Raw genomic sequence first — 26,840 nt, 5'->3', positions numbered from 1 at the left:
ACCAAAGTTAATGAATATGGCTAGCTCTTCTTATTAATAAGACAGATCATTTTTTGTTACGATAACATCATAGCCATGTCTTCTGCTGCATTTGTAATTAGTTTTAAACCAAATGTTTCTTGTAATACATCAAGCACGCCAGGTGAAATAAATTCAGGAGCCTTTGGACCGATGCGAATATCTTGAATCCCAAGACTAAATAGCCCGAGTAAAATGGCAACCGCTTTTTGTTCAAACCATGATAGCACAATACTTACTGGCAATTCATTCACTTCACATTGGAAAGCATCAGCTAAAGCAGCCGCTATTTTCACTGTAGAAATTGAATTATTGCACTGTCCTAAATCAATGTAACGCGGAATTTCCGTACCAGGTACAACACCGTAATCCACATCATTAAAGCGGAATTTCCCGCAAGAAGTTGTTACAATAACCGTTTCTGGCGGAAGTGACGTTGCTAATTCACGATAATATTCTCCGCCTTTTCCCGGTGCATCACAACCGGCGATAACAAAGAAACGCTTTATTTTCCCCTCTTTTACTGCATCAATAATTTCTGGAGCTAATGATAATACTGTATTATGATGAAACCCTGTCACTAACTGTTCATCCGACTCCATATGTACTTCTGGAAGTTCTAGTGCTTTTTGAATTAATGGTGTAAAATCATCATTTTCAATTTTTTGTACACCTTCTAAACCTGCAATGTCATATGAAAAGAATCGATCAGAGTACGAGCCTTTAATTGGCATAACACAGTTCGTTGTAGCTAATATGGCACCAGTAAATTTTTCAAAAAGGCGTCTTTGATCATACCATGCCTTACCGATGTTTCCTTTTAAATGTTTATATTTTTTCAGCTGCGGATATCCGTGTGCTGGTAGCATTTCAGAATGCGTATAAATATTAATGTCTTTTCCTTCTGTTTGCTTTAATAGTTCTTCTAGTGCAAATAAATTATGACCCGTAACTACAATTGCTTTACCTTCTACACGATTTTGTGTAATTTGTACAGGCTCTGGCACACCAAAATGATTCGTATGTGCCTCATCTAATAATTCCATCACCCGTAAAGCTGATTTCCCCACTTTCATAGCCATATCAATATGCTCTTGTTCGTTAAAGTTAGAATTTGTTAATGTCATATATAAAGCTTCTTGTGTTGTAGCATCTACAAATGCATCCGTATATCCTAGCTGAGCAGCATGTGTGCGATAAGCTGCAATTCCTTTTAGCCCAAACACAATCGTATCTTGTAAACTCGCAATCGTTTCATTCTTGCCACAAACACCCATTACTTTACATCCGCCTGTTGGCGTTTGTTCACATTGATAACAAAACATATCATCCCACCCTCTCCCAATCATTCATTACACCTTAAGCATAATACCCATTGAAAAAAAGTGATGTGATATCAATCACAATAATATATAAAGATTTGTGACAGTTCATATTGTTGACATAATACTTTTATTGACATCCAAAAAATATACATTAGTGTACACACATCTTTCGATACTTTTAAATAGCTAAATAATTAATTTGGAGAAATATATACAACGAAAAATTTTTTTGAATCCCTTATACAAATAATTGCAATTCATCACATATGAAAATAGCGTATTTTTTATTTTAAGGAACTATCATTTTTTTATTACAGCCTTCATTGTAAACCTCTTTATTTACAATACATTTACACTATCTTAACATTACTTACATTATTTATATGATATATTTATATAGAAGCTACTTAAGAAATTTCATATACATTTTATCTTTATGATCTCTAATCTAATCAATAAAAAGATCATGTTATATTTTTATAACAGGGGTGAATTACGATGACTGAAACTTTAAAAACACTTATAATGCTTGATGCTACTTACGTTGTTATTGCAATTATGACAGTACTAGTATTTGTATACTTGGAATTAAAATCTCAGTAATATATGCTGACGTAATCGACAGATTCAGCATTTAAATATAGTTAGAAGAAAGAGAGGAGAAAATTATTTCTCCTTTCTTTTGTATTTCTACAATTTCTTATTTTAATAAATCCAATGTATGTAAAAGTAATCCCTTGTCTCCTACTTCTCCATGACCAGGTACTACCGAATTTATATTTCCATATCGCTTCAGCACATTCTCAATCGATGTAGACCATTCATTTACATACGCATCCGCAACATTTCCTAAATCTTTAGCTTCCGCAGATTTTACTAAACAGCCTCCAGCTAAAATTTGATATTGTGGCAACCAAACAACAATATTATCTTCTGTATGTCCTTTCCCTGGATAGAACGTTTCTACTTTTGTATTGCCAAACTTTAAACTCGTAATTGTTTGTAAATCTCCAAGCGGCTCTTCATATCCACTGTTCTTTGCTAGTTCTGCGGTTAATGCTGTACTATGCGCTTTAATGCCTCTTTCTTTCAACGCTGTTATTCCGCCAATTCGATCAGCGTGCGCATGTGTAATAATGACATCCGTTACGCGCTTCTGAAATTTCTTTTCTACCATTTCTATTAGTTCCTTCGTTAATTTGTTATCCCAAGAAGAATCAACAAGTACTAGCCCTTTAGAAGTATTAAGAACTAGACCGTTCGAAGGAACTGCTTCTCCATTAAAATAACCTAACTCCGTATGAACCCATACATTCTTGTTTAACTGAGATATTGAAATGGTTCCCGTCTCATTTTTGATTACTATTTGCTCTAGCTTTTGTTCTGCTTTCACAGAAGAAATTGTACTAACAAATTGAGTTATTCCTAGTAAACTAACACATACCCCTAATTTTAATAATGTATTCTTTTTCATTTTCTCCATCCTTCCTTTCAAACTAAATAGTTATTACCTATATTAGACAATTCATCTCAAATCTTTGTTCCATCGTTTTTTTTACATTTTTTTACACAAATGATAAAAAAGCGTACAAAATGTTGTACGCTTTAAAACTTAATCTTCCATTCCATAATTCTCAAACTCTTCCTCATTCCCATAAAATACATTCAAATCAATATACTTTTCTTTTCCATTATAACCGCTTAATCTCCCGCGGTTCGTGTATTGCCAAAACGTCCATTTTCTCTCATCAGATAAACTCGGTTTTGTAAGAACACTACGAATCCATATATCACATTTTGGATTCGCATCCTTTATATATAAATCATACGCCTCTTGCGTTGCATACAATATTACTTTCTTATCGTAATGTTTTTCTAGCATTTCAATCATGACCGCCAACTCTTTCGTAACATCTTCACGCTTAGGCGGATTATCTTTTTTGTTAGCGTAAAACTCAACATCAATCACGGGTGGCAATGCTTGTTTATATTTTGGAACAGTTCGTATAAATTGCTCTGCTTGTGTTTCACCCTTACTATTGAAACTAAAAAAATGATACGCTCCGATGCGCATATCTGTCTTATTCGCATTCCTCCAATTTTTCGAAAAGTACTCATCCACAAACGAACTTCCTTCAGTCGCCTTTATAAACGCAAACTTCATATTTTGCTTTTCCAACTCTCTCCAATCTATATCCCCTTGATACGATGCGACATCTACACCTTTTATTTCATACTTATCAGCACTTATTTGATTCGGAATGAATATGCCTTGAAAAACTAAGTAAACGACAACACTTATTACACTTATTAAAGTAAAGATTCCTCCTATAAAAAGCTTCTTTTTCATTCATATCACCCATCTTTACAAATTAAAATTCTACTTACCATTCACGCTTTTTATTAATTTTCATTTTTTCTTTAAACGCCTTCTCTAAATCAATATTTAATTTATTTGCTAAATCACATACATTCCAAATTACATCAAACATTTCTAAACCGATTTCTCTTTTCGCATCTTGTATTGTATCACGCTTTAATATGACTTCCGCTAATTCACCTAATTCCGCCATCGTATATATCGTACGCTCTTCAATTGTTGTATCTTGAAATCCTTTTTCTTTACTGAAATTTGATACATACCTCTGAAACTCCACAATATTCATACTTAATCTCCCCTCATTACCAATACTCCATTTTTCTATTACACTTAAAACCTAAATTATATTTTGTTAAATTATAACATTCGGACTATAATTTATTTATAGTCCATTAACGGAGGTGTTTGCAATGACTCTCTTCGCTTCACCAACATTATTTATAGTAGCAATCATTTCATTTGCACTAGCTTATTTCATCGGAGTAAAGCAGTACACTTGGCTCTTATCAGGATTCAACGAACGCCGCGTGCCTGATAAAGTGAAACTATCAAAAATAGTAGGTCTTTATAATTTAATTGCTGGTGTCATTGCGACAATCGGTAGTGTCTTCACTACGCCTAATGTCACAATCGTTATTCCTATCACTCTAATTGGACACTTTATAATCGCCGCTTATGTAAATACACGCATGGTGCAGTGAAAAAGATCACCCAAATGGATGATCTTTTTTATAATTTATCAACATATTGCTTCGCTTCTAGTAAGGAAAAACCAAAAGCTTCTCTTACTCTCTTAACTGCTGTAATTTTTTTGCCTTCTTCTACAAGCTGGCGTAGTTCTTTATTAATTTCAGGTTCTCTTTCTATAATTCCCATTTCTTTCGTAATTAATTGTAATCTATCTTCAATTCTCTTTAAACGCGCATCATTTTTCTTTTCAATTGTAGTTAATTTTTCAGCGATATAAATGAAACCAACAGCTACTATCAGTATAACCATCCAGAATTCCATGAATGTTCCCCCTTACTAACTTTCATTTGCTTTATTCCACTAACTTATGTAAATTTTACCACATTACACATTTAATGTATAATATCACTATATCAAACTGTTAATAAAACCTATTATTTTAAGAGGACACTTTATGAAAAGATTTTTAAATACGTTACTTCAATTTGTAGTTCTTTCAATCGTGCTACATTTGTTATTTGATATAGTTGGTTGGCTTGTTTTCAATGCACCAATTAAAAACAAACAAATCATCATTTCTTTAATAACAATCTCATGGGTTATGTACATGTACCGAGACAAATTTTTTCAAAAGTTCACTTCAAACTAACTAAAAAAGAAAACACTTCATTGGTGAGGTTGTAAAAACGTTATCCTTATAATGAAAATAAAGAAGCTGTTCCTTCCAGCTTCTTTATCTATATAACATTTTTCGCAACAATTTTTATATGTTCTGGTGCGATAATCTCCGTTATACTTTCTTGGAAATCTTCCCGCAACATTTCTTCCAAATGTTCTAACTGCACTTCAACATGTGTGCATTCTAAATTATGTATATTTAACAGTGCATAATGATCTTTTTTCTTAATTACTAAATATTGATTTTCCTCTGTCACAAGTACAGAACCTAATCGGACTCCTAATAAGCGTTGATCATCAAACTTCATAATTACTTCTCCTTCCCTCATATAAACGAAACTACAATGAAAATAATTACATTTATGGAAAAACACGTTTATTTAGACTATATCATAATTTACTAAAATAGAAATATCTTTTTCTATTTCAATAAAAATCCCTATTTTTTCATATATTTCGATACAAAAAACTTTCTCAACATTAAATTTGAATTTTCAGTTTTTAATTCCATGAAAATCTATTATAATAAAGTTAATAAATGTTTGACCTCTCCTAATTCATGTACATATGGATGATCAGTAGTTATCGCTACTGATCTATTTTTTTGATTTCAGAAAGTACATACGCTGCATCCTTTCCTACACCACAAATAAGTGCGGACCCCCTTTGAGATTGCCATGGTAAACCGATATAATACAATCCTTTTACTGGACTGATTCCCTTTATATGATTAGGAAATCCTTTCTCAGTCACTGCCTGTTCAATTTCAATCCAATTATAATTTTGAACAAAACCAGTTGACCATATAACGCTTTCTGCACTATAAATATCACCATTCTGAAACATAATGTTATTTCCTGATGCACTTACTACTTTTTCTTGCAGTTTGATTGCTCCATTACGAATAAGTTTCTTACCTTCAAAACCGAAAATAGGGTCCTTTCTCTTCTGAAACCATCTTCCCCTCTTTGTATTTATTTCAGCGTACAATAAACCCACTTTTTCTAGCAGATTAAAAATACTTTTTCCAAAAAGTTGTAACGGTAAAAACGTTAAAGGATGACTAATAGACACCGTAACTTCATGCGTTTTTGCAAGTTCTACTGCTATTTGCATTCCTGAATTCCCGCCACCTACTACAAGTACCTTCCCCTGTGGAATTTGCGGTGATGATTTATATTGTGATGAATGTATTTGAAAAATATGTGATGATAGATTTGCTGAAACTGAGGGAATAAATGGTTGCTGAAAACCACCTGATGCGATAATAACTTTTTTCGTTTGTAAAACTTCTGTAGGAGTATGTAATTCAAATATTTCTTTTTCTTTCTTTATTTTTAGAACTTCCGTTTGTAATTGTACCGGTAATTGAAAATGTCTTGCATATTCTTCTAAATAAGTTGCAATTTCATCTTTATATGGAAATTCATTTTTTTCACCTATTAACGCCATACCCGGCAAGCTACTGTAAGACCTTGGGGTAAAAAGCTGCAAAGAATCATATCGATTTCTCCATGAATCACCAACTTGTTTTCCTGCCTCAAGTAATAAAAAATTATACCCTTCTTGCTTCAAGTAATATCCCATTGTTAATCCAGCTTGACCCGCTCCAATAATAATTAGGTCTATCATTCTAATCCCTCCTTCTTTTACATATGAATATTTGTTCATATATTCATATGTTTCCATAATCATAACATTTTATTTTTATATAATTCAATATCTACTCAAAATAAAAAAGAGCAGTTTACCATAAAGTAAACTCCCCTTCATTCTATCTTCCCAGTCTTTAGCGCCTGTGCCCAGTCATATCTTTCTTGTTGAACAGCCAATCCAGCAGCTTCTTCCCAATTATAAGGAACTGAAATTTGTTCAATTGTCCATTCTCCCAAAACCTTTTCTATCACTACATATTTTGCATGCGGAGTTCCTGATTCCATTTTATGCATAACAGGTAACTCATCTTTGTATGCTGGAAGTCCTACACTTCCTGGATTTATAATGATCTTTCCGTTCGCTAAATAAACAACTCTAGGAATATGTGTATGACCACATACTATTATTTTTTGTTCTATATTTTGGAGTTGATCCATTATATTTTTTTCATTCTTTAATATTGCACCATTCTCATTCATCTCTTCTAACAAATACACTTCATCTGAAGTTGGCGTACCGTGACAACATAACATATCGTCTACAATAAATTGTGAAGGATGTTGTTTTAACCAACCTATATGATAATTTGTTAATTGATTTTGAACAAAAGTTAGTGTAGCAGATTGCTCTTGTATAGGTTCCCAAAGCATGCGATCACAATTGCCTTTAATATGTATCATCTCGCTACTCATTAATATTTCAATTGTCTCTAAAGGATCTAACGGCCCATACACACTATCTCCTAAATTTATTATCATTTCGACCTTGCGACGTGTAATATCTTTTAATACCAATTTTAAAGCGTGACTATTTCCGTGGATATCTGAAATTATAGCTATTTTCATCTTAATCCCTACTTTAATATATTATTTATAAACATCCGCAGCCAATTCCCTCAAAACTTCTACATTCACTACTTCAAAACAACCATTGTTTTTCTTGATTATATTTTTATCACAAAAGAGATTCAAAGTACGTAATAAATGCCGATAGCTCGTTCCTAACAACTCCGCTATTTCCGTTAAATTCCCACTAAACACAATTCTATTTTCATGCTGAACTGCTCGTTCTCCGGCTGCTAACATGTAACTCGCAAGTCTATTTTCAAGCGGATACAATAAATTAATTGTACTGTTTTTGGAAAGTCGGTTTAACTTATGTGCTAATGATCCGCAAATACATCTTAAAAATTTCGCATCATGAAATAGCTTATTTCTCACTTTTCCTAATGGTAAACCAACACAATATGAATCTGCCATTACTTGTACATTTGATGTAATCCTTTGGGAATGAATTAACTCCACATCTCCAAGTAACTGCAAACTATCATAAAAACACAGTAATACGGATTTCCCGTTACTTAATGTGTTAAACGCTTTCGCTTTTCCTTCAACAAAGAAATATAAATAATCTATCTCTTCATTTTCTCTACAAATAAACTCATTCTTTTTAAAAAATATAAGTTCCATATATGGCTTCATATCATGACTAAAAAATGAATCAATATTATTTTTCTTCATATACTCTGCTAATTTAATAGAATTACATACTTTCTTCATAGTTCCCCACCTTTACAACTCATCCCCATTGTAATCAAAATTTTCTTCTTCCACTATGACATATGTCATAACAATACACAATTTCAGCATGATACAGTCATTACAAATATGAAATACAAAGGGGATATTACATTGTATAATTTTCTTTCTGTCTTTATTGGTGTGCTCATCGCCGTTATGCTTCCACTGAATGGGATTTTATCTGAGTTAATTGGCAAGTACACAGCAAGCGTGGTCATTCACCTTGTCGGTTTAATTGCAGTTATCTTCATTTTAATCATAAACAAAAATAAAATTCGTTTCGATAAAAGTATTCCACTTTTTTTATATAGCGCTGGAGCGATTGGAGTATTCACTGTTCTTTTTAACAATATAAGTTTCTCCGTCCTTGGTGCTTCTATTACGATCGCATTAAGTTTACTCGGTCAATCTATTGCTTCCATCATTATCGATCATTTCGGCTTATTAGGAATGAAAGTTGCAAAGTTTGAAAAGAAAAAACTAATTGGATTATGTTTCATCTCTTCTGGAATTATAATCATGACAATTTATTAATGGGGGCAAGAAAATGTTATATATTACGATCGCTATTTTAGCTGGTGTTTCTATCGTTGTTGCTAGAATTATTAACGCGAATTTAGCAAAGGAAATTGGAAATTGGGAAGGCACGTTTTTTAATTATATTACTGGATTATTTTTCTCTATGTTATTTTTAATTTTCAGTTCAGATTCATTGTATATTCCAATGCAGACGTTACAATCTATTCCTATTGCTGTGTACTTAGGCGGATTAGTAGGCGTTATCGTTATTTCATTATCCAACTATATTACTCCTAAAATATCAGCCTTTTATTTAACATTACTCATCTTTATCGGACAATTATTTGCGGGGACTATCATTGATTTCTTCCTAACAAATGAACTCTCAATCGGTAAAGTTATCGGTGGCATTTTCGTATTAATTGGGCTCACTTACAATTTACTCATAGATCGCCCGATAAAAACTGTGAAGCATAACCAAGTTCAACTATAATACTTTACGCTTACCTATCATATATTAATAGAAAAGCTCTTCACACGAAGTAATAGAGAGGAGAAAATCCTATTAAAAAAAGTATTTTATTGCTAGGTAGCGTATTAATTATTTGTGGAATTGTATGGTTTGTAAACTCGGGAAAATCTATTCAAGATCTCTATACTGCAAACAAACCGAAAAAGAAAGCTACTATTATTTCAAGCTCGCGAGATCCAAATGAGCCCCCTGTTTTTTTAGGAAAGCAGGAAATAAAAGATATACATGTAGAATCAATTAAAACAAAAAAGGATATCTTTCTCACAAAAACAGATGAATTAAAAACATTTATTAACAGTATGAATACCGCAAAAAAAGGCAAATTAACATTGGATGAAGAAGGATCAGATTTAATAGATTGTGATATGTGGATTACTTTCGAGGATGGAACTTATAAAAAATATTTCATATGGATAGTTGATCATCACAGCAGCGAAGTGATGATTGCTCAGCAAGATACTCCTGATGATGTAAACCTTACGTACTATCAGTTAAACGAAGATAGTTCAAAAAAAGTTTATAATTTATTTAAAAAAATTATTTAAATGAAAAAGTCATGAGCACACGAACTCATGACTTTTTGCACTATATATACTCCGGGAACACTCTACAACCCTTTTCCTGCTCTATATCATGACCAAAGAAAACAATTGGTTTCTCTTTCGCCACAACTTCTTTTAAACGTTTAATTGAAGATAAAGCTAATTCTGGATTAAATCCTGCGAACGGCACTTCATCTTCAAAATTCTCTTTCGTGTACGATGCATCAATCGTTAATAAAACTGAACCGGATTGCTCCGTCTCAATGAATAGCGACTGATGGCCTGGAGAATGACCTGGCGTATACAATACTTGAACACCTGGTACCACTTCATAATCCCCTTCAATAATTTTGTAGTTCAAATGCGGTAATATACATTCTTTCATATATTCTTCTCTATGAAGTGCTGCCTCATATTCGGTTCGCTGCACAATAATCGGTGTATTTGTAAAAGCACCGTTTCCTCCTGCATGATCAAAATGTAAGTGAGAGCTAATAATATATAAAAGGTCGTCTGGCTCATACCCTACACGCTTTAATATAGTCACGATTCTATCTTCTTCAGTCATTTTCGGTAAAATCTGTCCTTCAACAAATGTACCGTTAAAAAGCCCTTCATTATTAACTGCACTTTCTGGCATACCTGTGTCTACTAAAATAGGACCTTCTTCCGTCTCCAAAAGATAACACCACACCGGCAAGTTTAATAGTTTCCCCGGTGTTAACGCACTGTTAACAGACGAATGATCCAACATGCAACGACCTGCTGGGATGAAATAAAGTTTCTTTACTGTCATTATGTATCCACCTTTACATTTAGTTTTGGATAAAGTAATACAGTAAAAAATTCTTCTTTTTAGAAATAAACTCCTTCTAGACTATCAGTACAGCTTGCATAAAAAAAGGGTATTTTTTTACATAGCAATATTTCACCATCTATAATATAGAAGTAAAGGATTCTTACTTTAAATGAAACATTAACACCGATTAACGCTGAAAACTTAAAGAAAGCACATACACTACTTGAAAGCGGGCACACCATTGGGAAAATCGTATTAGAGAAATTTTAATCATGATAGCGACAGATAGTATGTAAAATTATATTAACGATTTTTCGAATATATCTATCATAACGTACAATATATCAACGATTTTTCAAATATATCTATCACAAATCAAATTATATCAACGATTCGACAAGTTATATCGATTTATCAATAAATAACAACAATAAGAAAAGGCTGTTCCAGATGAACAGCCTCTTCTTTATTTACTTGAAATCTCTTTATTATTTTGAACGTCTAACGGAGCTCGCTTTCCTATTCCAAAAGCATAGAAACTAATTGTAACGATAGCTAAGAAAATAATACCTACAACTAATGAAATACGAGTATCATCGTTAAACCACATTCCGATTAATACCATAATTAAAAAGGCAATCGTTAAATAGTTTGTAACAGGAGCAAATGGCATTTTGAACGGATGATCTTTCATCTCTGCTCCCTTTTCTTTTCTAAAATTAATTTGACTAATTAAAATGACGAACCATGGTACCATACCAGGAAGTACACTCGCACTATATACATATACGAATAAGTTTTTCGGTGCGATGTAACTTAAAACAACACCAACCGCTAAACCAATAATTACGCCAACTGTACCAAATAAAGGCACACCATTTCCAGAAAGTTTCGTGAAATATTTCGGTGCTTGTCCATTTACACCTAACGTATAAAGCATACGACCAGCACTATAAATACCACTATTACAACCAGACATTGCTGCTGTAATAACAACGAAGTTAATTAATCCAGCTGCTGCCGTAATACCAACTTTCGCAAAAGTTGCTACGAACGGACTACCAATTGTACTTAATTGATCCCACGGATACACAGTTACAATAACGAAAATAGCACCGATGTAGAAAATTAAAATACGCCAAATTGTACTTTGAATCGCTCTTGTAAGTGTCTTCTTTGGATCCTTCGCTTCACCAGCAGTAATACCGATTAATTCCACACCTTGATACGCTCCAACTACAAGTGATAATGCAAAGAAGAATCCTGAAAAACCACCTGTAAAGAAACCGCCATTTGACCAAAGATTAGATATGCCAATTGCTTCTCCGCCGTTACCAATTCCGAAGAAAATAAGGCCAAATCCTGCAATAATCATTAATAGAATCGTAACGATTTTAATCATCGCAAACCAAAATTCAAATTCACCAAATGACTTCACAGAAATTAAGTTAGCTGCACCAAGAATAACCATTGCAATTATACCTGGTATCCAAGCTGGTAAATCCGGGAACCAATATTGCATATACGCTCCAACCGCGATAATTTCTGACATCCCAACGATAACCCACTGGAACCAGTTACTCCACGCTGTCATATAACCAGCTAGTGGATGAATATACTTATGACCGAATGTCGCAAATGAGCCTGTACTTGGCTCCATATACAACATTTCTCCCATGGCACGCATGATGAAGAAGATGAAAATACCTGCAATTGCATAAGCAAGCATTACTGACGGACCTGTCCATTTAATTGTGCTGGCTGATCCCATAAACAAACCAACACCAATCGTTCCGCCTAAAGCAATCATTTGAATATGACGTGCTTCTAAACCTCTTTTCAATTCTTTGTTTGCCACTTCACTTCCCCCTCTTAGATGATTCATAGCCGCATTTTAACACAAGATGCTTTCCCCTAATTCCTTTCGACCCTGAAAATGATGAAGCAAACGTCATTTTACACTAGCTTTAAAGCTATCCTAAAATCGTTTTGTGCTCCTAATAAAATTCTCAGAACCTTTCATCTTCCAATATTCTATAAATCTTAAAATTACTTACCTTATATTAATTCATTAATCTGAAAAATTCAATTATTTTTTCAATAAATTATTATACATAAGTCTGATTAATTTTTAACTAAATTAACAATAAAATACATCTATTCAATATGATTCCGACATGTATATTATTACAATATAAATAAACGAGGAGATGCTATCTTCCTCGGTTTCATATCTCAAATACTTCAACCTTTATAGTTGATAACGTAATTTCCCACACATTCGATTCATATACCAATAAGGAATTTAATATATTAATAAACTACTAACTTCTTTACTCCAGCCAAATTTTGAGGCAGAAACCTTTCTGCCTCAAAACAACGGGATAAAATATAAAAGAGTCTCATTAAAAAATGAGACTCTTTTACGATTTCATATTTAAATCGATTTCGAAGTTTGCTTACCAAAGATAAATACCCTAGTAAACACTGCCATTATAACTACTATAACCAGAAAATAAAGTGGCATCACCAGTAACGAGCCCGTATGCAATTGACTCATTCCCCAAATTGTCATCGTTACAATTACATAGTATCCTAAGCTAAACAACGCTCCAGCTGTACCAATGACATCTTGAAAATCTACTAACGCTAAACTTAAACAATTAGGTAACGCTACTCCAATTCCTAATAGCAATATAAACATCGCTATTAAAAATACAACCATATATATTACATACGGATTTGATCCCACAAACGTAATAACAGATAAAAGGATAGCTCCTCCTGTCATTACGAGACAACCGATATATATAATTTTCTCTGGTTTATAAGTAGCAAGTAAACGTTTTGAAATTTTCGCTCCAACAATAGAAGCAGACGCTACAACAATTCCTAGAAAGCCATACATACTAGGCGATAACTGAAAGTATTCAATAAAGATAAACGGCGCTTCTGCATAATAGCTAAATAAAACACCATTTGCTCCTCCAATTAACAGCCCATATGTTACCACTTTCGGATTTGTAATTAACCTCTTCAAGACTGAAAATACATTTATTTTATTCGTTACTGAGCCCGTTTTTGTTTCAGGAAGAGAAACAAACGTATACAGAAAAATACCGATACTCATAACTACTAAACTTAAAAATACTATTTTAAATCCAAACATTTGATCAAGAAAGCCACCAATTAACGGTCCTATCGCTGGTGTAAAAGCAATGACTGCTGAAATTTGAGCAAACATAACATGCCTCTTATGCCCTTCTACACTTTCACGAAGAATCGTTTGCGTCACAACTGATCCTGCACTTGCTCCAAACGCTTGAATAAAACGACTTACCAATAAAACTTCAATGGAATTTGCAATAAAGCACAAGAAACTCCCAGCGCCATATACGACAATTCCAAATAACATTGCCCGGCGACGGCCAATTATATCTGATAGCCATCCAATAAAAAATACACCTAAAGCAAATCCAGCAAAATACACACTAAGCGTTAACTGCACCTCATTATTACTTACATGTAACGCCTTTGAAATGTCCGGTAAAGACGGTGTGTAAATCGTTTCACTAATTTGCGGAAATGCGACAAGAACAATCATTAACAAAAGTGATGGTACTGAGACTATTTTCATTTTTCATACCCTCCTATAACTTTGAAAATCTCAGAAATAAAAAGACTTTCCTTAGCTACGGAACAGGAGGGGCCATTATAGAAATCCGGTCATAAAACAACAAAGAAAACACCTCAATTACGTATGTTAATACTTATAGGAGGGTAATATTAACATCGATTTTTAAATATACTTTTTCAATTATATTACATATTGCGTTTCTTTTACTAGTGCTCAACCTTGGAGGATTGTTAAAAAGATAACTTGATGCATTCACCTTTTTATGGAATAATTAGAAATAGTTTGAATTCATAAACTTAATTATTAAACGATAGACTAGCATATTTTAATGTCACAAGCTTACAAACAGGAGGACTTTCGTAATGATTGAAATTTTAAGGACAGTAGTAAACTTTCTAATTTCTCTATTCTCAGGAGAATTACCATTTGTATATTATGTATGGATTATTACCCTATTCCTAATTCAAATAACCCAATTTACTCTAAACTATAAACTCTTTAACAAGAAAGACAATTTCAGCACTTATATATTGGAAGGATTACTTGCTTTTATTATTTTATTGTTTGGAGGAATATTAGTATCTAAGTTACTTGCTTACATAATAGACGATCCTACTATTAGTATGACGAATTTAACACATTATTTTGTTTCTCTTATCATATTAACTATATTTGTCGTAATAACCTGTGTTAAAGACTTTATAGAGACATCTATAAAGAATAAAAATATATCTCTTTTGAGCTTTTTAGTAATTTCCTTCATAACAAGTATACTTTCATTCAAGTTTTTATCACCTTTAATTGAAGGTTCTTTTTCTCTTTCTAAATCTTTTATCACCACTTTAATCATTCTTGTAACTATATCAATCCCTCTATTAATTTCCTTAGAGGATAAGTATGCAGACGAAAAGGAAACGGAAAATTTATAGTTTCTCATTTACATAAAAGAAAGAGGGAGCTCCCCTCTTTCTTTTAAATCATCCCTTTTAATATCAATCCTAAAACTGACATTATTATCGCACTAATAATAATTCGCAAAATCCAAGTAGTGTTTGTACTTATTTTTTCTAATTGCTTATTGATTGTTGCTATGTCTTTTTCATTAATAGTGGTACGCGTTTCTAAATTACGAATGTCTCTCATAATTTCTTTTTGCTCCGCTTTTAAACTGTCAATTTTAGCGTAAACATCTTCCATATATCCACACCCTCTATTCATCTTAATAGAAAAATCTATATATATTATGAGACAACCCTCTTACCTGTGAATACATTGCGTATATCTGCGTACCAAATTATTTGTACAATCTAATTGAATTACTCACATGTTTCCATTTTTCTATTTATAAATTAGCGTTAAGATATATTAAAATTAGAAAAGGAATCCCTTGTTTATTTAACAACAAACAAGGTGCAATCCACCATTCGGGAGCACCTACGATAATTTCTATTGTTTTCATATTTACAACTCAATATAATCAGTATGATTTTCTGAAGAATCCACTTTTTGAACTGCTTAAAGTATACTAATATGAATACGAAATAGCTGTATTGATAAACTCTCTAGAACAATAAATATACTGGCTGAAACGGATCTATATCCAATATTTTTTCCAGTAACATGAATGGTTATTTCTGATAAATGCGTTTGTATATCATTGTTTTCAAAAATTTCATCCTCAACCTTTACAATATCTGCTTCACAATCTACTTCTTTAAAAGTTTTCAATAATTTTGTTTCCAATATACTACAATCAAAATTCTCATCTTTTATTACGGCAAATTTAACTTTCATATCGATTTCCCCATTTTTAACAAACTAAAATCACTAAATCAATATAAATATATATTATTCTATTAAATAATTCAAAATATATGTTTCTTATAAATCACTACTAAATATCAATTCTAAGGATTTAGATAAAAAAGAAAACAAATAAAGTGAAATTCTAATCAGTAGGTGGTTTGTCCATTCCCCGCTGATTATTTAGTTAAACCAATCGGACATTTAAGAGATTAAAAAATTACTCTTTCAATCACCAAGCTAATTAATAGATAATCCCCCTGTGCTCAGTGATTCAAAAAAATTTTTATTTTTAATTCATAGCTTCTGAGAACTTTTTGCTTTAATATTGATAAGTCGCTTCTTACATTCTGTAATATTGGAAATAACTATATAGTAAAACAAATTAACTATTAGGAGTGCTATTTATGTTTGATATACTTCGTCTCTTAATTATATTTCTCATTGCTATCTTTTTATTTTTCTCCATACTAATGGAGTTTAAAAAACCTCAAAAAAGTGTATTTTGGTTTTCAATTGAAGTCTTATCTCTTCTAGGGATTATAATGCTTTTTAAAGATTTTTTATCAAAAATATAACTTATTCCACGAATAATGACGTGTTTCAATACAATATCTTTATCTTTTGAACGATCTTATTTCTTAACACGGACTCTACCTCAAGTTGTCTTTTCTTTATAAAAAAATAGCCTGCCTATTTCCGTAGGCAGACTATATCTTTATTCCTCAATACAAAAGTATACTTTCTTTTTCACTCAAACTTTATGTAATGATACAGATTCCAAATAAATTATTGTCTTTTCTGTATTTTTATCATTGATTTTTTGTTCATAAATTCGTAACACATATAGATAAGTTATCATGCTAAAATTAGCTTATTCAAAAGAAGTTATTCTTAATGAATCGATAATTTTTAATACCCTGTTTAAAGCCTCGCCCCCCTGCGAGGCTTTTTCCTATTTAACTAGAGTAATGGTTATCAACTGTTACTATGCTGCTACGGATCCTACTTTTAGCTATTCAGTATCAGCACACGTAAAATTCTTTCCTCCATCATTTGATTTACAAACTGTATTTATCGATTTTTCGGTTATTTTTTCACTTTCATTAGAAACTTGATCTAAATTCATTCGATATAATTGTTCCGGATTTTCTTTTGAATTTCCTTCAATATGAATTGTATGATTGAACATCTCAGCCGTGAAGCTGCTAGATGTATTTATCATTTTTACTCCATTATTTTCACCTACATAGCGTTCAACTACTCTTTCGGCTTCTTTAAGTTGTTGAGATGTAGGATACGGTATAGATTCCGCTAAAATAACTACACCTACTAAATATGTAATATACAAACCACCTGCAATCAAGATAACTTTCTTTACTGTTTTATTAATCATGCTCTAACTCCCTTTTTTATTTCTCTATTAATATATATAATTTCTCTAATTTACATCAATTTCTTTTTAATACATAATATTCGTTTTACATTTTATAAAAAGCACCTCTCTTACTAATTTTCAATTTGATAATATCATTTTATTTATTGTTTTTCAATAAATAATTATTATTAAGCGTTTTATTTTTACTGTTTTTATTTTTGATTCAATTTAAAAACAAGTGAATTATTTAAGTCCACTACATCATCAGCAAATTTGAAAATTTGTTAATTAATAAAATAAAAAGAGCAACTATATGTAGTCTCTCTCGTTCTATCTATGTAGATTAGTAGTTTAACTTCAGCACTCACTCTATTCAAGAATACTTTACTGAATATTCAATCTAATGATAAGATTGACCAAATTAATATTTTCGTCCATAACTGTATCAAAAAGTACACTAAAGAAAAAATAGCACTCTCACAATTAAGTAAACGCGAGCTTTTTCTTCTATCTACTTACTATTTAAGGTTAATAGTGACATAACCAGATTTTAAAATTCGGCTTAAATTCATTGATGAATGGAGAGGTTTATATGAAATTGAAAGACAAAGTAGCAATCATAACTGGTGGTGCAAGTGGAATTGGCGAATCTACTGTTCGTCTTTTTATCGAAGAAGGTGCAAAAGTAGTTATTGCTGACTTTTCTGAACGTGGAAAAGAACTATCAGATGAATTGAATGCACATGGATATAATACTTTATTTATTAAAACTGATGTAACAAAAGAGGCAGATATTAAACAGCTAATTCATGAGACAGTAAGTACATACGGTAAATTAGATATTATGTATGCCAATGCCGGCGTTGCTGATGATGCACCAGCAAACGAATTATCCTATGAAAAATGGAAAAGGACTATTGATATTAATTTGTCTGGGGTATTCCTTTCTAATAAATATTCGATTGAACAATTCCTTAAACAAGGTACAGGTGGTGTCATCGTTAACGCTGGTTCGATTCATAGTTTTGTTTCATTACCTACCCCAACAGCATACTCCTCTGCAAAAGGTGGTGTGAAACTATTAACTCAAAATTTATGTACTGCCTACGCTAAATATGGAATACGTATTAATGCGGTGTGCCCTGGTTATATTGACACCCCTTTACTCGGTAGTGTTAATCCTGAACAAAAAGAATATTTAGCTTCACTTCATCCACAAGGCAGACTTGGAACACCAGAAGAAGTCGCTAAAGCTGTCTTATTTTTAGCAAGTGATGATGCTAGTTTTGTTAACGGTACAACACTTCTTGTTGATGGAGGCTATACTGCACGTTAATTTAAAAATTTTGAAGCCCCCCTAAGAAATATATAGTCTTCAATAAAAAAAAGCACCATCACAAGTGACGGCGCTTTTCTATGTAAGAGTAACTAGAAGGTATCCTTCTAGCCTACTCCCATTTATAAGTCCAAAACTGTTCAAGTTGCAGCCATTTTAATGTTGCTGCATCTTTGTTTTTTATTTTTGCATGCGTGTCTTCAAGCATTGCTTCTGTTTGTGAACGGTGCGCACCTAATGCAGTTAATTTATGATCAAATACTTCACTAATGTTATTTACAACATCCGGTTCTCCTAATACTGCCTCACGATTTTTCGTAATCGCAACAGCATGGATAACTGGGCGCTCTTCTTTTGGCATACGTGATACAGCGCGAACGACAGCGCGGCCAAATGCATTATGATCTGGATGTACACCGTGTTCTGGATAAAATGTAATAATTCGAGATGGATTTACTTCTTGAATGATTGCTTCAATTTTATCAGCAACGAAATCAACATCTTCAAATTCTAACGTTTTATCATGGAAGCCAAGCATTCTTAAATCTTTAATACCCATCGCTTCACAAGCATCTTTCAATTCTTTCTTACGGATATGTGGAATCGTTTCACGGTTAGCGAATACGTTCTTACCCATGTTACGTCCCATTTGTCCTAGAGTACCACATGCATACGTTACAGGTACTCCTTGATCTGTTAATAAGCGAATTGTTCCTCCCGCAGCATATGCTTCATCATCTGGATGCGGAAATACAACAAGTACATGTCTCTCCATAAGTTTCCCTCCTTCTTACTTAAATGGTGTTAAGCTTAACTCAAGTGCAACTGCTAAGCGACCTAAATTATCATGTCCAGCTAGTAATAAACGCTCTTGATCGTCTACTTCCCAGTGCGTAATACCTTCAGCATATACCCAACCGTGATCCATTTTCAGACCAACTCGATATGGATTTGTTCCAGTTATCTTCCCGCGTTCAAAACGGATAATCGCATTTCGAATGAAAGCACCAACTGTCATCATCTTTTCATTTATGTGTGATGCATACGCTCCGTTTGTCGTTTCTAAATGAATATATACATCTTTATTTACAAAACGTTCAATTTCATTTTGAATAAGAGAACTATCTTTTACTATTTCCATCGGAATTCACCTCTTTAAACCATTTTACGCAAAAATAATGTAAATTGCTATCTCTATATTAGAGGACAACGCTCACTTTTCCTAATAATTTGCACTGTGTTTTTTATATTTTTTATATGATATGTAAAAAATACATTTTTTCCTTCACTTTGTTAAATAGTTTTCTTTCTTTTTTGAATTTGCTACAATATATTTTATCCCGTATTATTACAGCGAGATACATTTCGACAATTGAATACATAATTTAAAGAAGGTGACATGATTGGAACAGTCAGCACATGAAGTAGCAAATTGGCAATATTATTTTGCAATTGCCGTATTTTTAATCACGTACGGATTTATTATTTCTGAGAAATTGAATCGTGCTGTAATCGCACTATTCGGTGCTGCTATTATGATTATTTTTGGAGTTGTAGATTTACATACTGCTTTCACATCACATATTCAATGGGAAACGATTACCCTTTTAATTGGGATGATGATTCTCGTACATATTACGAGTCAATCAGGCGTCTTTGAATTTGTGGCCATTAAAGCGGCAAAAGCAGCTGGTGGAAAACCGATTCGCATTTTATTATTACTATCCCTATTAACTGCTGTCGGATCAGCATTTTTGGACAATGTAACGACTGTTTTATTAATCGTTCCTGTTACATTATCCATTACACGTATTTTAAAAGTAAATCCTGTGCCTTATTTGATTTCAGAAGTGCTGTTTTCAAATATAGGCGGAACAGCAACATTAATCGGTGATCCACCTAATATTATGATTGGATCAGCAAACAAGCATTTAGACTTTAACGCCTTTTTACTTAACTTAGCTCCAATCGTAATTATTATTTCTATCGTGACACTTGGCATTATTTACTTCATGTATCGTAACAAACTAAAAACAACACCTGAACAAATCGAAAAACTAATGGCATTAAACGAAAAAGATTACATTAAAGATCAAAGCCTCCTTTTAAAATCTATTTCGATTTTAGGACTAACTATTTTAGGCTTCGTACTTCATTCGATTATTCATGTAGACGCTGCTGTTATCGCGATGACAGGCGCTACACTTCTTATGTTAATCGGCGTGAAAGAACATGATATTGAAGATGTATTTGCCCATGTTGAATGGGTAACCATTTTCTTCTTCGCCGGATTATTTGTTCTCGTTGGCGGGTTAATTGATATCGGACTTATCTCTTCACTTGCAAGAGAAGTAATCGACGTAACAAATGGTGACATCGGATTCGCAGCTATACTTATTTTATGGGTATCTGGCATCGCATCTGCGACAATCGACAACATCCCATTTGTCGCAACGATGATTCCTCTTATTCAAGACTTAGCTACAGGACTCGGACTATCTGTCGATTCTCCGCAAATCGAAGTACTATGGTGGGCGTTATCTCTTGGAGCTTGCTTAGGAGGAAATGGAACACTAATCGGTGCATCTGCAAACGTAGTCGTTGCTGGTATTGCAAAACGTGAAGGACATGGCTTCTCTTATATGGACTTCTTAAAAATTGGTTTACCATTAACTATTGTTGCACTCTTGTTATCACATGCTTATATATATTTACGTTATTTAATGTAAAAGTTGTATTGCATGAAATTATATCGTCAAATACAAAAGGTTTGCAGCATTCGTGCTGCAAACCTTTTTTCATCACCAAAATATACCGATAATTGCTAAACCACCTAAAATCATACCACCAATTTGTCCGACAATTGTTGGTGATAATTGAACACCTTTTCTCACTTCAACAACTGGTCTTTCGTGCCTTAGTTGCTGCACTTCACTTTGAAGTTGGTGCACACTTCCGTGTAACTCTTTAATAAGTTCTTTTAATTCGGCGACCTCTTCATTTACTGGTTTTGCCTTTTCTAAATTCATTTTGCATGACTCCTTATAAATTCAATCAACACACTGTAAATTTTCGCCAATTACCATTATATCTCCTGCATACTACATATATAATTTCGAATGTACTTTCTAACCTTGCAGCTCTATCCATTCATCCCGCAATATCCCCATAATCATACGGTCAAAACACTTCCCATCTCTTTGAACCGCTTCTCTCATACAGCCTTCCATTTGAAAACCCATCTTTTTATACAATGCAATGGCAGGTTTATTATACGAAATAACATCGAGACCGATGCGGTGTAAATTCAATTCATAGAAAGCATATTTTAAGATAAGATAGATCGCTTCTCTTCCATATCCCTTCCCCCTATCATTCGCATCTCCTATACCAATAGCTAATAAACCCGTTCTGTTATTCCACTCTATGCCATGAATTGCAACAAAACCAATTAAGCGATTTTCTTGAACTGTCCTTAACATGAAAGAAACACTATTCGATTTTCGTCCCTTTAATAGCCCATCACTCGCTATTTCCTGTAAAGATTCCGGGAATGCTACATCTGTATCAACATTTCTTAAATACTCACTATCTTCCTGCCACATAGCCATTACTTCAGCATCTGCTTCTCTCATAACTGATAATTTAATCGTTTTATTTTGAAAAAGATTCATTGTCATTTCAAACTCCCCTTTATTAAATAATGGGGATAATTATTCTAGCCTATTTATCCCCTATTTCCATAAACTGCTTTATAAACGGGATACTTACAATAAGTGCTGACATCGGCACATCTCCTCTGCATTAAATTAAATTTATTGTATATTTTTTTATTTATTCTAACAATAAAAAAGACCCTCAAAATTCAGAGGATCTTCCTAACATCGAATCGATATTATTTCGTAAACATTTTCTCCGCTTCATCCATTGCCATTTTGTTACCTAAAGCAGAATAGTCTAGCCATGGTTGGTCATTAATAATGTATATGTGCTTTTCTTTAACAGCTTTTAAGTCTTTCCAAATTGGTGTTTCTTGAAGTTGTTTAAATGCAGCTTTTGCCTTATCGTCTCTATTTACAACAACGAAAATAGCATCTGCATCAAAGTCAGGTAATACTTCTTGTGAAATGACTTCGAAAGGGCGGTTTCCATCAATTTTCTCTACACCATTTGCAGGCTGTAACCCTAAGTCTTGGAATAAAATTGGTCCCATCGGTCTTTTCGTACTAAATACACGCAATTCTTTTGCAGTAACGCGAATTGCCATTACTTTTTCGTTATTACCTAGCTCTTTATCTATTAAACCTTTTACTCGTTTTGATTGCTCTTCGTAATCTTGAATATATTTATCTGCTTCTTTCTCACGGTTTACAAGTTTACCAACTTGTTTTAAATGATCTCTCCACGTACCTTCATCTAAATTGAAAGAATGTGTTTTTGCAATTTTTTCGTATTTCGCTACATCTTTACCAGCATATTTTTCATCAACATAAATGTCAGTTGGCTTTAATTGAAGTAACGCTTCCATATTCGGATCTGTTACAACACCAAGCTTCTTCGTATCTTTCAACTTCTCTTTAGCGTGCGGTAAGAAATCTTTTAAATCTCCACCAATAACAGAACCTACTGGTGTAATTCCTAATGCAAGTAAATCATTCGTTAAATGAATAGACATTGAAGCAATTTTTGGGTCATTACTTTTTTCCGTTTTTTTCGTTGCCTCTTCATTAGCTTTCGTTTGACCACATGCTGCTAATACTAAAATACACATCATGCTAAATAAAATAGTAAGTTTCTTTTTCATATGTTCTCCTCTTTGAAGTATTTATTTTGTTTTTGTAAGTAAATAAAGAAAATACGGTGCTCCTAAAGCTGCCACTACTACACCAGCTGGAATAGAGTTTGGCTCAAATATAGAACGACCTATCGTATCTGCTAGCACTAAAATAATCATTCCGATAATGCCAGCTAAAGGAAGAAAGTGTTGATATGTAGTACCTACTAACTTCCTTGCGATATGCGGAGCAACTAAACCGATAAAACCAATCCCTCCTGCCATCGATACACTTGCGCAAGATAATCCAACCGCTGTAGCTAAAAGTAATAACCGTTCTTTTTGAACAGAAACACCAAGTCCTGCTGCTACACTATCACCTAGTGACAATGCATTTAACGTTTTAGATTTTAGCCATGCATACGGGGTTAGTATGAAAATCCAAGGTAATAATGCAAGGACATGAATCCAATCCCTTCCCCACACGTTACCAACTAACCATCTGGAAGCGAATGTATATGTCTCATCATTTAACTTGAGAGAGAAAAATAACGAAATCGCACTAAATCCAGCTGAAACAGCAATACCAACGAGAATAAGTCTAATGGGAAGTAAACCTTTTGATCGATCACTCGCAAGTATAATAATTAAAAATGCAGCTAGTATTCCCCCACCAAATGTAAATAACGGTATTAAAATCGATGCATTCTCATTAATAGAATGAAAGAAAGTAACAAATATAATTAGCCCGAAAGATGCACCTGAATGCAGTCCTAAAATACCAGGGTCTGCAAGTGCGTTACGTGATAATCCTTGTAAAATCGCACCGGAAATCCCAAGGCCAATACCAGCTAACATTGTGATTATAATTCTTGGCATACGATAATCGTATAGCACGGTTGCACTTTCAAAATCACCATAACCGAAAAGCGTTTGAATTACTTTGAGCGGTGCAATACTAAGTGTCCCTGTATTTAAGCTAAGTAAAATGACAGCGATACCAATACAACCGAATATTGTAGTTACAGTAATGGCTCTTTTTTTATCTGTGTTAATAAGACCCTTCACTTATAGCTCCCTCCCAACTTTACGTGCTATATAGAGGAAGAACGGAACTCCAACAAGAGCTACCATAATTCCTATCGCAAGTTCTTTAGGAGGGTTTACTGCTCTTGCTCCTAGGTCAGCTACAACTAATAACATAGCTCCTAATAATGCTGACATAGGAATAATGAGTCGATAATTAACACCAACTAATTTTCTAGCAATGTGCGGGATAACTAGTCCTACAAATCCGATAGAACCAACAGCTGAAACAGAAACACCTGCCAGAATAACTACTATAATCATCCCTAGTATTCTCGTTCGGTTCGTTTTCACTCCTAAATTTGTAGCAACATCATCTCCCATTGATATGAGTGAAATTGATCTCCCTAGCATTGTCGCAAAAATAATCGTTATAAGAATAATAGGGACTAAAAATTTCAAGTGTTCCCACTTAATCCCTGCAACACCACCAGCATACCAAAACGCTAAATCTTGGCTTAAATCATAATAAATCGCAACACCTGAACTTAATGAATGTAAAAGCGCTGCCATAACCGCTCCAGCAATCGTTAACCTCATTGGTGTTAACCCGCCTGATGTTGCTGATCCAATAACAAAGATAAGTACTGTACTTAAGACAGCTCCAATAAAGGAAACAATCATTAAATAGGAATACGGCATATGTGGGAAAAAAGCAAAACTAAGTGCTACTACAAACATCGCACCTGCATTTATTCCGAGTACACCTGCATCAGCTAAAGGATTTCGTGTTACACCTTGCATAACAGCACCAGCAACCGCAAAAGCTGCCCCTACAACTGCTGCACCAATTACTCTCGGGAGCCTTAATTCATAAATAATTTGGTGCTGTGTTAGTTTCGGGTTGTAATCCAAAACCGCTGCCCACACCGTTTGTAAATGAATATCTTTTGCACCAAATGAAATGGCTAAAAATATAGATCCAATTAAACATAAAATTGTTAAGCTCATGAAACATATGAACTTAATATGTATCCAGCGGTTATTACCAGCATGTACAGTAGACTTATGTAACATGTTTCATTTCATCCTTTATATTCAGTTGTTTTTTATAATTATTTTTTATTTGTAATTATTATTGATAATAATTATCATTTTCATTTAGATATTATATCGCCACTTTTTTTAAATAGCAAACTATTTTTTCACTTCGCTAAATATTAAAATACTTATTACAATTCCCTTCCAAAAATTACAAATACACACAAAATAGACTACTAGCTTATTTTTAAAAGTGTAGTATACTTAATCATTATTTCGAGTTTTCAAATAAAAATACCGAAGGTGACCCAATGTTATATATAAAACAACTACTACACTTCACTTACGAGCAAGCATTATCTTGCTTATTCCCAGTCGTTATTTTCTTAACACTAGCCCTTTCAAAAATCGTTTCTATTCCAGGGTTATATCGCTATGATTTCATACTCATTGCATGTCTTCTTATGCAGTGGATTATGTACAAGACTGGACTTGAGACGAAAGACGAATTAAAAGTAATTACTGTCTTTCACCTCATCGGCCTTTTACTAGAAATATATAAAGTTCATTTCGGTTCATGGAGTTATCCTGAAGAGGCGTATTCAAAGATTTTTGGAGTTCCACTTTACAGCGGCTTTATGTACGCAAGTGTCGCAAGTTACATATGCCAAGCGTGGAGAAGGTTGCATTTAAAAATGCATCATTGGCCGAAAGCTATTTTTGCCGTGCCGTTAGGAGCTATGATTTACTTCAATTTTTTCACACACCACTTTACATACGATTTTAGATGGATATTAACTTTACTACTATTCATTGTTTTCTCTCGCACATTTGTACAATTTTCATTACAAGGCGTTACATATACAATGCCACTCGTTCTCTCCTTTTTCCTTATCGGATTCTTCATTTGGATTGCAGAGAACATCGCAACATTTTTCGGAGCATGGCAATATCCAAATCAACGGGAAGCGTGGAATCTCGTTCACTTAAGCAAAATTAGTTCATGGTTTTTACTCGTTGTTATTAGCATTATGATTGTTACACAACTCAAACATTTGAAAGAGTCGAAAAAATAATGCTGATTATGTAAAAATAGTTAGCCCATCACTCATTAGAAAGTGATGGG

At 33.3% G+C, this 26,840-nt stretch carries 31 protein-coding genes and 1 pseudogene; 10 read left to right on the top strand and 22 right to left on the bottom strand.

Annotated features, from left to right (window positions below):
* Window positions 1–56 precede the first annotated feature (56 nt).
* The 4 genes from hcp to AU379_RS07120 all read right to left on the bottom strand — a co-directional run bounded on the left by hcp (window position 57) and on the right by AU379_RS07120 (window position 4,009).
* On the bottom strand, window positions 57–1,343 hold the full coding sequence (gene hcp, locus AU379_RS07135; RefSeq protein WP_061139508.1) for a hydroxylamine reductase: 1,287 nt from the start codon (window positions 1,341–1,343) through the stop codon (window positions 57–59).
* 700 nt (window positions 1,344–2,043) lie between these two features.
* On the bottom strand, window positions 2,044–2,817 hold the full coding sequence (gene bla2, locus AU379_RS07130) for a BcII family subclass B1 metallo-beta-lactamase (protein ID WP_000742461.1): 774 nt from the start codon (window positions 2,815–2,817) through the stop codon (window positions 2,044–2,046).
* 138 nt (window positions 2,818–2,955) lie between these two features.
* Window positions 2,956–3,693, bottom strand: coding sequence for a GH25 family lysozyme (locus AU379_RS07125; RefSeq protein ID WP_000727666.1), 738 nt, complete (start codon window positions 3,691–3,693; stop codon window positions 2,956–2,958).
* Window positions 3,694–3,727: 34 nt separating this feature from the next.
* Window positions 3,728–4,009 carry a MazG nucleotide pyrophosphohydrolase domain-containing protein gene (locus tag AU379_RS07120; protein ID WP_001028132.1) on the bottom strand — a complete coding sequence of 94 codons (282 nt, stop codon included), beginning with the start codon at window positions 4,007–4,009 and terminating at the stop codon, window positions 3,728–3,730.
* Between the two features lie 124 nt (window positions 4,010–4,133).
* Here AU379_RS07120 and AU379_RS07115 point away from each other — a divergent pair, with 124 nt between their 5' ends.
* Complete coding sequence (locus tag AU379_RS07115) at window positions 4,134–4,424, top strand: DUF3784 domain-containing protein (RefSeq protein ID WP_000171773.1); 291 nt, start codon at window positions 4,134–4,136, stop codon at window positions 4,422–4,424.
* A gap of 28 nt (window positions 4,425–4,452) precedes the next feature.
* Here AU379_RS07115 and AU379_RS07110 read toward each other — a convergent pair whose 3' ends face one another.
* A complete protein-coding gene (locus AU379_RS07110) occupies window positions 4,453–4,734 on the bottom strand; it encodes a hypothetical protein (RefSeq protein WP_000397724.1) in 282 nt (93 codons plus the stop codon).
* Window positions 4,735–4,867: 133 nt separating this feature from the next.
* Between AU379_RS07110 and AU379_RS07105 the strand changes: the two genes are divergently transcribed.
* Window positions 4,868–5,062, top strand: a complete 195-nt coding sequence (locus AU379_RS07105; protein WP_000819660.1) for a hypothetical protein — start codon at window positions 4,868–4,870, stop codon at window positions 5,060–5,062.
* Between the two features lie 88 nt (window positions 5,063–5,150).
* On the opposite strand, the gene AU379_RS07100 is transcribed toward AU379_RS07105, so the two are convergent.
* The 4 genes from AU379_RS07100 to yeiL form a co-directional block, all read right to left on the bottom strand.
* Window positions 5,151–5,399: a hypothetical protein gene (locus AU379_RS07100; RefSeq protein ID WP_000666948.1), complete on the bottom strand. Its 249-nt coding sequence runs from the start codon at window positions 5,397–5,399 to the stop codon at window positions 5,151–5,153.
* Window positions 5,400–5,679: 280 nt separating this feature from the next.
* Window positions 5,680–6,723 (bottom strand): NAD(P)/FAD-dependent oxidoreductase, encoded by a 1,044-nt coding sequence (locus AU379_RS07095; protein WP_061139055.1) that lies wholly within the window; start codon window positions 6,721–6,723, stop codon window positions 5,680–5,682.
* Between the two features lie 137 nt (window positions 6,724–6,860).
* On the bottom strand, window positions 6,861–7,592 hold the full coding sequence (locus tag AU379_RS07090) for a metallophosphoesterase family protein (protein WP_061139054.1): 732 nt from the start codon (window positions 7,590–7,592) through the stop codon (window positions 6,861–6,863).
* 21 nt (window positions 7,593–7,613) lie between these two features.
* Window positions 7,614–8,306, bottom strand: coding sequence for a transcriptional regulator YeiL (gene yeiL / locus AU379_RS07085; protein ID WP_000754829.1), 693 nt, complete (start codon window positions 8,304–8,306; stop codon window positions 7,614–7,616).
* A gap of 108 nt (window positions 8,307–8,414) precedes the next feature.
* Between yeiL and AU379_RS07080 the strand changes: the two genes are divergently transcribed.
* The 3 genes from AU379_RS07080 to AU379_RS07070 all read left to right on the top strand — a co-directional run bounded on the left by AU379_RS07080 (window position 8,415) and on the right by AU379_RS07070 (window position 9,923).
* A complete protein-coding gene (locus AU379_RS07080) occupies window positions 8,415–8,861 on the top strand; it encodes a DMT family transporter (protein ID WP_002005482.1) in 447 nt (148 codons plus the stop codon).
* Between the two features lie 13 nt (window positions 8,862–8,874).
* Window positions 8,875–9,339: a DMT family transporter gene (locus tag AU379_RS07075; RefSeq protein ID WP_000965814.1), complete on the top strand. Its 465-nt coding sequence runs from the start codon at window positions 8,875–8,877 to the stop codon at window positions 9,337–9,339.
* Between the two features lie 89 nt (window positions 9,340–9,428).
* Complete coding sequence (locus tag AU379_RS07070; RefSeq protein WP_000901696.1) at window positions 9,429–9,923, top strand: hypothetical protein; 495 nt, start codon at window positions 9,429–9,431, stop codon at window positions 9,921–9,923.
* A 40-nt stretch (window positions 9,924–9,963) separates the two neighbouring features.
* Here the strand turns inward: AU379_RS07070 and aiiA are convergent, their stop codons facing one another.
* Window positions 9,964–10,716: an N-acyl homoserine lactonase AiiA gene (aiiA, locus tag AU379_RS07065; RefSeq protein ID WP_000216583.1), complete on the bottom strand. Its 753-nt coding sequence runs from the start codon at window positions 10,714–10,716 to the stop codon at window positions 9,964–9,966.
* 165 nt (window positions 10,717–10,881) lie between these two features.
* On the opposite strand from aiiA, the pseudogene AU379_RS28545 reads away from it, so the two are divergent.
* Window positions 10,882–10,989: pseudogene (locus AU379_RS28545) on the top strand (zinc-binding alcohol dehydrogenase family protein); the annotation flags it as partial.
* A 196-nt stretch (window positions 10,990–11,185) separates the two neighbouring features.
* On the opposite strand, the gene AU379_RS07060 reads toward AU379_RS28545, so the two are convergent.
* Both AU379_RS07060 and AU379_RS07055 read right to left on the bottom strand, forming a co-directional pair.
* Window positions 11,186–12,577: an amino acid permease gene (locus AU379_RS07060; RefSeq protein WP_001284404.1), complete on the bottom strand. Its 1,392-nt coding sequence runs from the start codon at window positions 12,575–12,577 to the stop codon at window positions 11,186–11,188.
* 579 nt (window positions 12,578–13,156) lie between these two features.
* Window positions 13,157–14,356 carry a multidrug effflux MFS transporter gene (locus AU379_RS07055; RefSeq protein WP_061139053.1) on the bottom strand — a complete coding sequence of 400 codons (1,200 nt, stop codon included), beginning with the start codon at window positions 14,354–14,356 and terminating at the stop codon, window positions 13,157–13,159.
* Between the two features lie 362 nt (window positions 14,357–14,718).
* Between AU379_RS07055 and AU379_RS07050 the strand changes: the two genes are divergently transcribed.
* Window positions 14,719–15,285: a DUF5823 family protein gene (locus AU379_RS07050; protein WP_061139052.1), complete on the top strand. Its 567-nt coding sequence runs from the start codon at window positions 14,719–14,721 to the stop codon at window positions 15,283–15,285.
* A 43-nt stretch (window positions 15,286–15,328) separates the two neighbouring features.
* On the opposite strand, the gene AU379_RS07045 is transcribed toward AU379_RS07050, so the two are convergent.
* The 3 genes from AU379_RS07045 to AU379_RS07035 form a co-directional block, all read right to left on the bottom strand.
* Window positions 15,329–15,553: a hemolysin XhlA family protein gene (locus AU379_RS07045; RefSeq protein WP_000390462.1), complete on the bottom strand. Its 225-nt coding sequence runs from the start codon at window positions 15,551–15,553 to the stop codon at window positions 15,329–15,331.
* Window positions 15,554–15,871: 318 nt separating this feature from the next.
* The gene (locus tag AU379_RS07040) at window positions 15,872–16,150 is read right to left on the bottom strand and encodes a hypothetical protein (RefSeq protein WP_000865000.1); all 279 of its coding nucleotides are present in this window, start codon (window positions 16,148–16,150) and stop codon (window positions 15,872–15,874) included.
* 1,024 nt (window positions 16,151–17,174) lie between these two features.
* Entirely contained in the window at window positions 17,175–17,555 is a 381-nt protein-coding gene (locus tag AU379_RS07035) for a hypothetical protein (RefSeq protein ID WP_000608950.1), read from the bottom strand.
* A gap of 574 nt (window positions 17,556–18,129) precedes the next feature.
* On the opposite strand from AU379_RS07035, the gene AU379_RS07030 reads away from it, so the two are divergent.
* Window positions 18,130–18,873, top strand: coding sequence for a glucose 1-dehydrogenase (locus tag AU379_RS07030; RefSeq protein ID WP_000768020.1), 744 nt, complete (start codon window positions 18,130–18,132; stop codon window positions 18,871–18,873).
* Between the two features lie 112 nt (window positions 18,874–18,985).
* Here the strand turns inward: AU379_RS07030 and bshB2 are convergent, their stop codons facing one another.
* Together bshB2 and AU379_RS07020 are read right to left on the bottom strand one after the other, a co-directional pair.
* Window positions 18,986–19,648 (bottom strand): bacillithiol biosynthesis deacetylase BshB2, encoded by a 663-nt coding sequence (gene bshB2, locus AU379_RS07025; RefSeq protein ID WP_000439483.1) that lies wholly within the window; start codon window positions 19,646–19,648, stop codon window positions 18,986–18,988.
* 15 nt (window positions 19,649–19,663) lie between these two features.
* Window positions 19,664–20,014, bottom strand: a complete 351-nt coding sequence (locus AU379_RS07020) for a YojF family protein (RefSeq protein WP_000407045.1) — start codon at window positions 20,012–20,014, stop codon at window positions 19,664–19,666.
* A gap of 262 nt (window positions 20,015–20,276) precedes the next feature.
* On the opposite strand from AU379_RS07020, the gene AU379_RS07015 reads away from it, so the two are divergent.
* A complete protein-coding gene (locus AU379_RS07015; RefSeq protein WP_000437992.1) occupies window positions 20,277–21,602 on the top strand; it encodes an ArsB/NhaD family transporter in 1,326 nt (441 codons plus the stop codon).
* Window positions 21,603–21,674: 72 nt separating this feature from the next.
* Here the strand turns inward: AU379_RS07015 and AU379_RS07010 are convergent, their stop codons facing one another.
* From AU379_RS07010 to AU379_RS06990, 5 genes are all read right to left on the bottom strand, one after another.
* Window positions 21,675–21,902, bottom strand: a complete 228-nt coding sequence (locus tag AU379_RS07010) for a hypothetical protein (protein WP_001047304.1) — start codon at window positions 21,900–21,902, stop codon at window positions 21,675–21,677.
* Window positions 21,903–22,001: 99 nt separating this feature from the next.
* Entirely contained in the window at window positions 22,002–22,553 is a 552-nt protein-coding gene (locus tag AU379_RS07005; RefSeq protein ID WP_061139051.1) for a GNAT family protein, read from the bottom strand.
* 215 nt (window positions 22,554–22,768) lie between these two features.
* Window positions 22,769–23,677, bottom strand: coding sequence for an iron-hydroxamate ABC transporter substrate-binding protein (locus tag AU379_RS07000; protein ID WP_061139050.1), 909 nt, complete (start codon window positions 23,675–23,677; stop codon window positions 22,769–22,771).
* Between the two features lie 21 nt (window positions 23,678–23,698).
* On the bottom strand, window positions 23,699–24,715 hold the full coding sequence (locus AU379_RS06995) for an iron ABC transporter permease (protein ID WP_000677264.1): 1,017 nt from the start codon (window positions 24,713–24,715) through the stop codon (window positions 23,699–23,701).
* Window positions 24,716–25,750: an iron ABC transporter permease gene (locus tag AU379_RS06990; RefSeq protein ID WP_061139049.1), complete on the bottom strand. Its 1,035-nt coding sequence runs from the start codon at window positions 25,748–25,750 to the stop codon at window positions 24,716–24,718.
* 275 nt (window positions 25,751–26,025) lie between these two features.
* Between AU379_RS06990 and AU379_RS06985 the strand changes: the two genes are divergently transcribed.
* Window positions 26,026–26,790: a DUF817 domain-containing protein gene (locus AU379_RS06985; protein ID WP_000965751.1), complete on the top strand. Its 765-nt coding sequence runs from the start codon at window positions 26,026–26,028 to the stop codon at window positions 26,788–26,790.
* The last annotated feature ends 50 nt before the right edge of the window (window positions 26,791–26,840 follow it).

Source organism: Bacillus sp. JH7, from assembly GCF_001563515.1.
Taxonomy (GTDB): Bacteria; Bacillota; Bacilli; order Bacillales; family Bacillaceae_G; genus Bacillus_A; species Bacillus_A cereus.
The sequence above is the reverse complement of the archived record's forward strand: the minus strand, read 5'-3'. Positions and strand labels throughout refer to the sequence as shown.

What these genes read in the sequence shown, in the direction of transcription:
- AU379_RS07100 (WP_000666948.1), bottom strand. Translation starts at nt 5,399, where the DNA reads ATGAAGTTTGATGATCAACGCTTATTAGGAGTCCGATTAGGTTCTGTA.
- AU379_RS06985 (WP_000965751.1), top strand. Translation starts at nt 26,026, where the DNA reads ATGTTATATATAAAACAACTACTACACTTCACTTACGAGCAAGCATTA.
- AU379_RS07045 (WP_000390462.1), bottom strand. Translation starts at nt 15,553, where the DNA reads ATGGAAGATGTTTACGCTAAAATTGACAGTTTAAAAGCGGAGCAAAAA.
- AU379_RS07055 (WP_061139053.1), bottom strand. Translation starts at nt 14,356, where the DNA reads ATGAAAATAGTCTCAGTACCATCACTTTTGTTAATGATTGTTCTTGTC.
- AU379_RS07010 (WP_001047304.1), bottom strand. Translation starts at nt 21,902, where the DNA reads ATGAATTTAGAAAAGGCAAAACCAGTAAATGAAGAGGTCGCCGAATTA.
- yeiL (WP_000754829.1), bottom strand. Translation starts at nt 8,306, where the DNA reads ATGAAGAAAGTATGTAATTCTATTAAATTAGCAGAGTATATGAAGAAA.
- AU379_RS07050 (WP_061139052.1), top strand. Translation starts at nt 14,719, where the DNA reads ATGATTGAAATTTTAAGGACAGTAGTAAACTTTCTAATTTCTCTATTC.
- AU379_RS07020 (WP_000407045.1), bottom strand. Translation starts at nt 20,014, where the DNA reads ATGGAAATAGTAAAAGATAGTTCTCTTATTCAAAATGAAATTGAACGT.
- AU379_RS07040 (WP_000865000.1), bottom strand. Translation starts at nt 16,150, where the DNA reads ATGAAAGTTAAATTTGCCGTAATAAAAGATGAGAATTTTGATTGTAGT.
- AU379_RS07080 (WP_002005482.1), top strand. Translation starts at nt 8,415, where the DNA reads ATGAAATACAAAGGGGATATTACATTGTATAATTTTCTTTCTGTCTTT.
- AU379_RS07120 (WP_001028132.1), bottom strand. Translation starts at nt 4,009, where the DNA reads ATGAATATTGTGGAGTTTCAGAGGTATGTATCAAATTTCAGTAAAGAA.
- AU379_RS07105 (WP_000819660.1), top strand. Translation starts at nt 4,868, where the DNA reads ATGAAAAGATTTTTAAATACGTTACTTCAATTTGTAGTTCTTTCAATC.
- bla2 (WP_000742461.1), bottom strand. Translation starts at nt 2,817, where the DNA reads ATGAAAAAGAATACATTATTAAAATTAGGGGTATGTGTTAGTTTACTA.
- AU379_RS06990 (WP_061139049.1), bottom strand. Translation starts at nt 25,750, where the DNA reads ATGTTACATAAGTCTACTGTACATGCTGGTAATAACCGCTGGATACAT.
- hcp (WP_061139508.1), bottom strand. Translation starts at nt 1,343, where the DNA reads ATGTTTTGTTATCAATGTGAACAAACGCCAACAGGCGGATGTAAAGTA.
- AU379_RS07095 (WP_061139055.1), bottom strand. Translation starts at nt 6,723, where the DNA reads ATGATAGACCTAATTATTATTGGAGCGGGTCAAGCTGGATTAACAATG.
- AU379_RS07115 (WP_000171773.1), top strand. Translation starts at nt 4,134, where the DNA reads ATGACTCTCTTCGCTTCACCAACATTATTTATAGTAGCAATCATTTCA.
- bshB2 (WP_000439483.1), bottom strand. Translation starts at nt 19,648, where the DNA reads ATGGAGAGACATGTACTTGTTGTATTTCCGCATCCAGATGATGAAGCA.
- AU379_RS07035 (WP_000608950.1), bottom strand. Translation starts at nt 17,555, where the DNA reads ATGATTAATAAAACAGTAAAGAAAGTTATCTTGATTGCAGGTGGTTTG.
- AU379_RS07110 (WP_000397724.1), bottom strand. Translation starts at nt 4,734, where the DNA reads ATGGAATTCTGGATGGTTATACTGATAGTAGCTGTTGGTTTCATTTAT.
- AU379_RS07005 (WP_061139051.1), bottom strand. Translation starts at nt 22,553, where the DNA reads ATGACAATGAATCTTTTTCAAAATAAAACGATTAAATTATCAGTTATG.
- AU379_RS07030 (WP_000768020.1), top strand. Translation starts at nt 18,130, where the DNA reads ATGAAATTGAAAGACAAAGTAGCAATCATAACTGGTGGTGCAAGTGGA.
- AU379_RS07125 (WP_000727666.1), bottom strand. Translation starts at nt 3,693, where the DNA reads ATGAAAAAGAAGCTTTTTATAGGAGGAATCTTTACTTTAATAAGTGTA.
- aiiA (WP_000216583.1), bottom strand. Translation starts at nt 10,716, where the DNA reads ATGACAGTAAAGAAACTTTATTTCATCCCAGCAGGTCGTTGCATGTTG.
- AU379_RS07000 (WP_061139050.1), bottom strand. Translation starts at nt 23,677, where the DNA reads ATGAAAAAGAAACTTACTATTTTATTTAGCATGATGTGTATTTTAGTA.
- AU379_RS07090 (WP_061139054.1), bottom strand. Translation starts at nt 7,592, where the DNA reads ATGAAAATAGCTATAATTTCAGATATCCACGGAAATAGTCACGCTTTA.
- AU379_RS07075 (WP_000965814.1), top strand. Translation starts at nt 8,875, where the DNA reads ATGTTATATATTACGATCGCTATTTTAGCTGGTGTTTCTATCGTTGTT.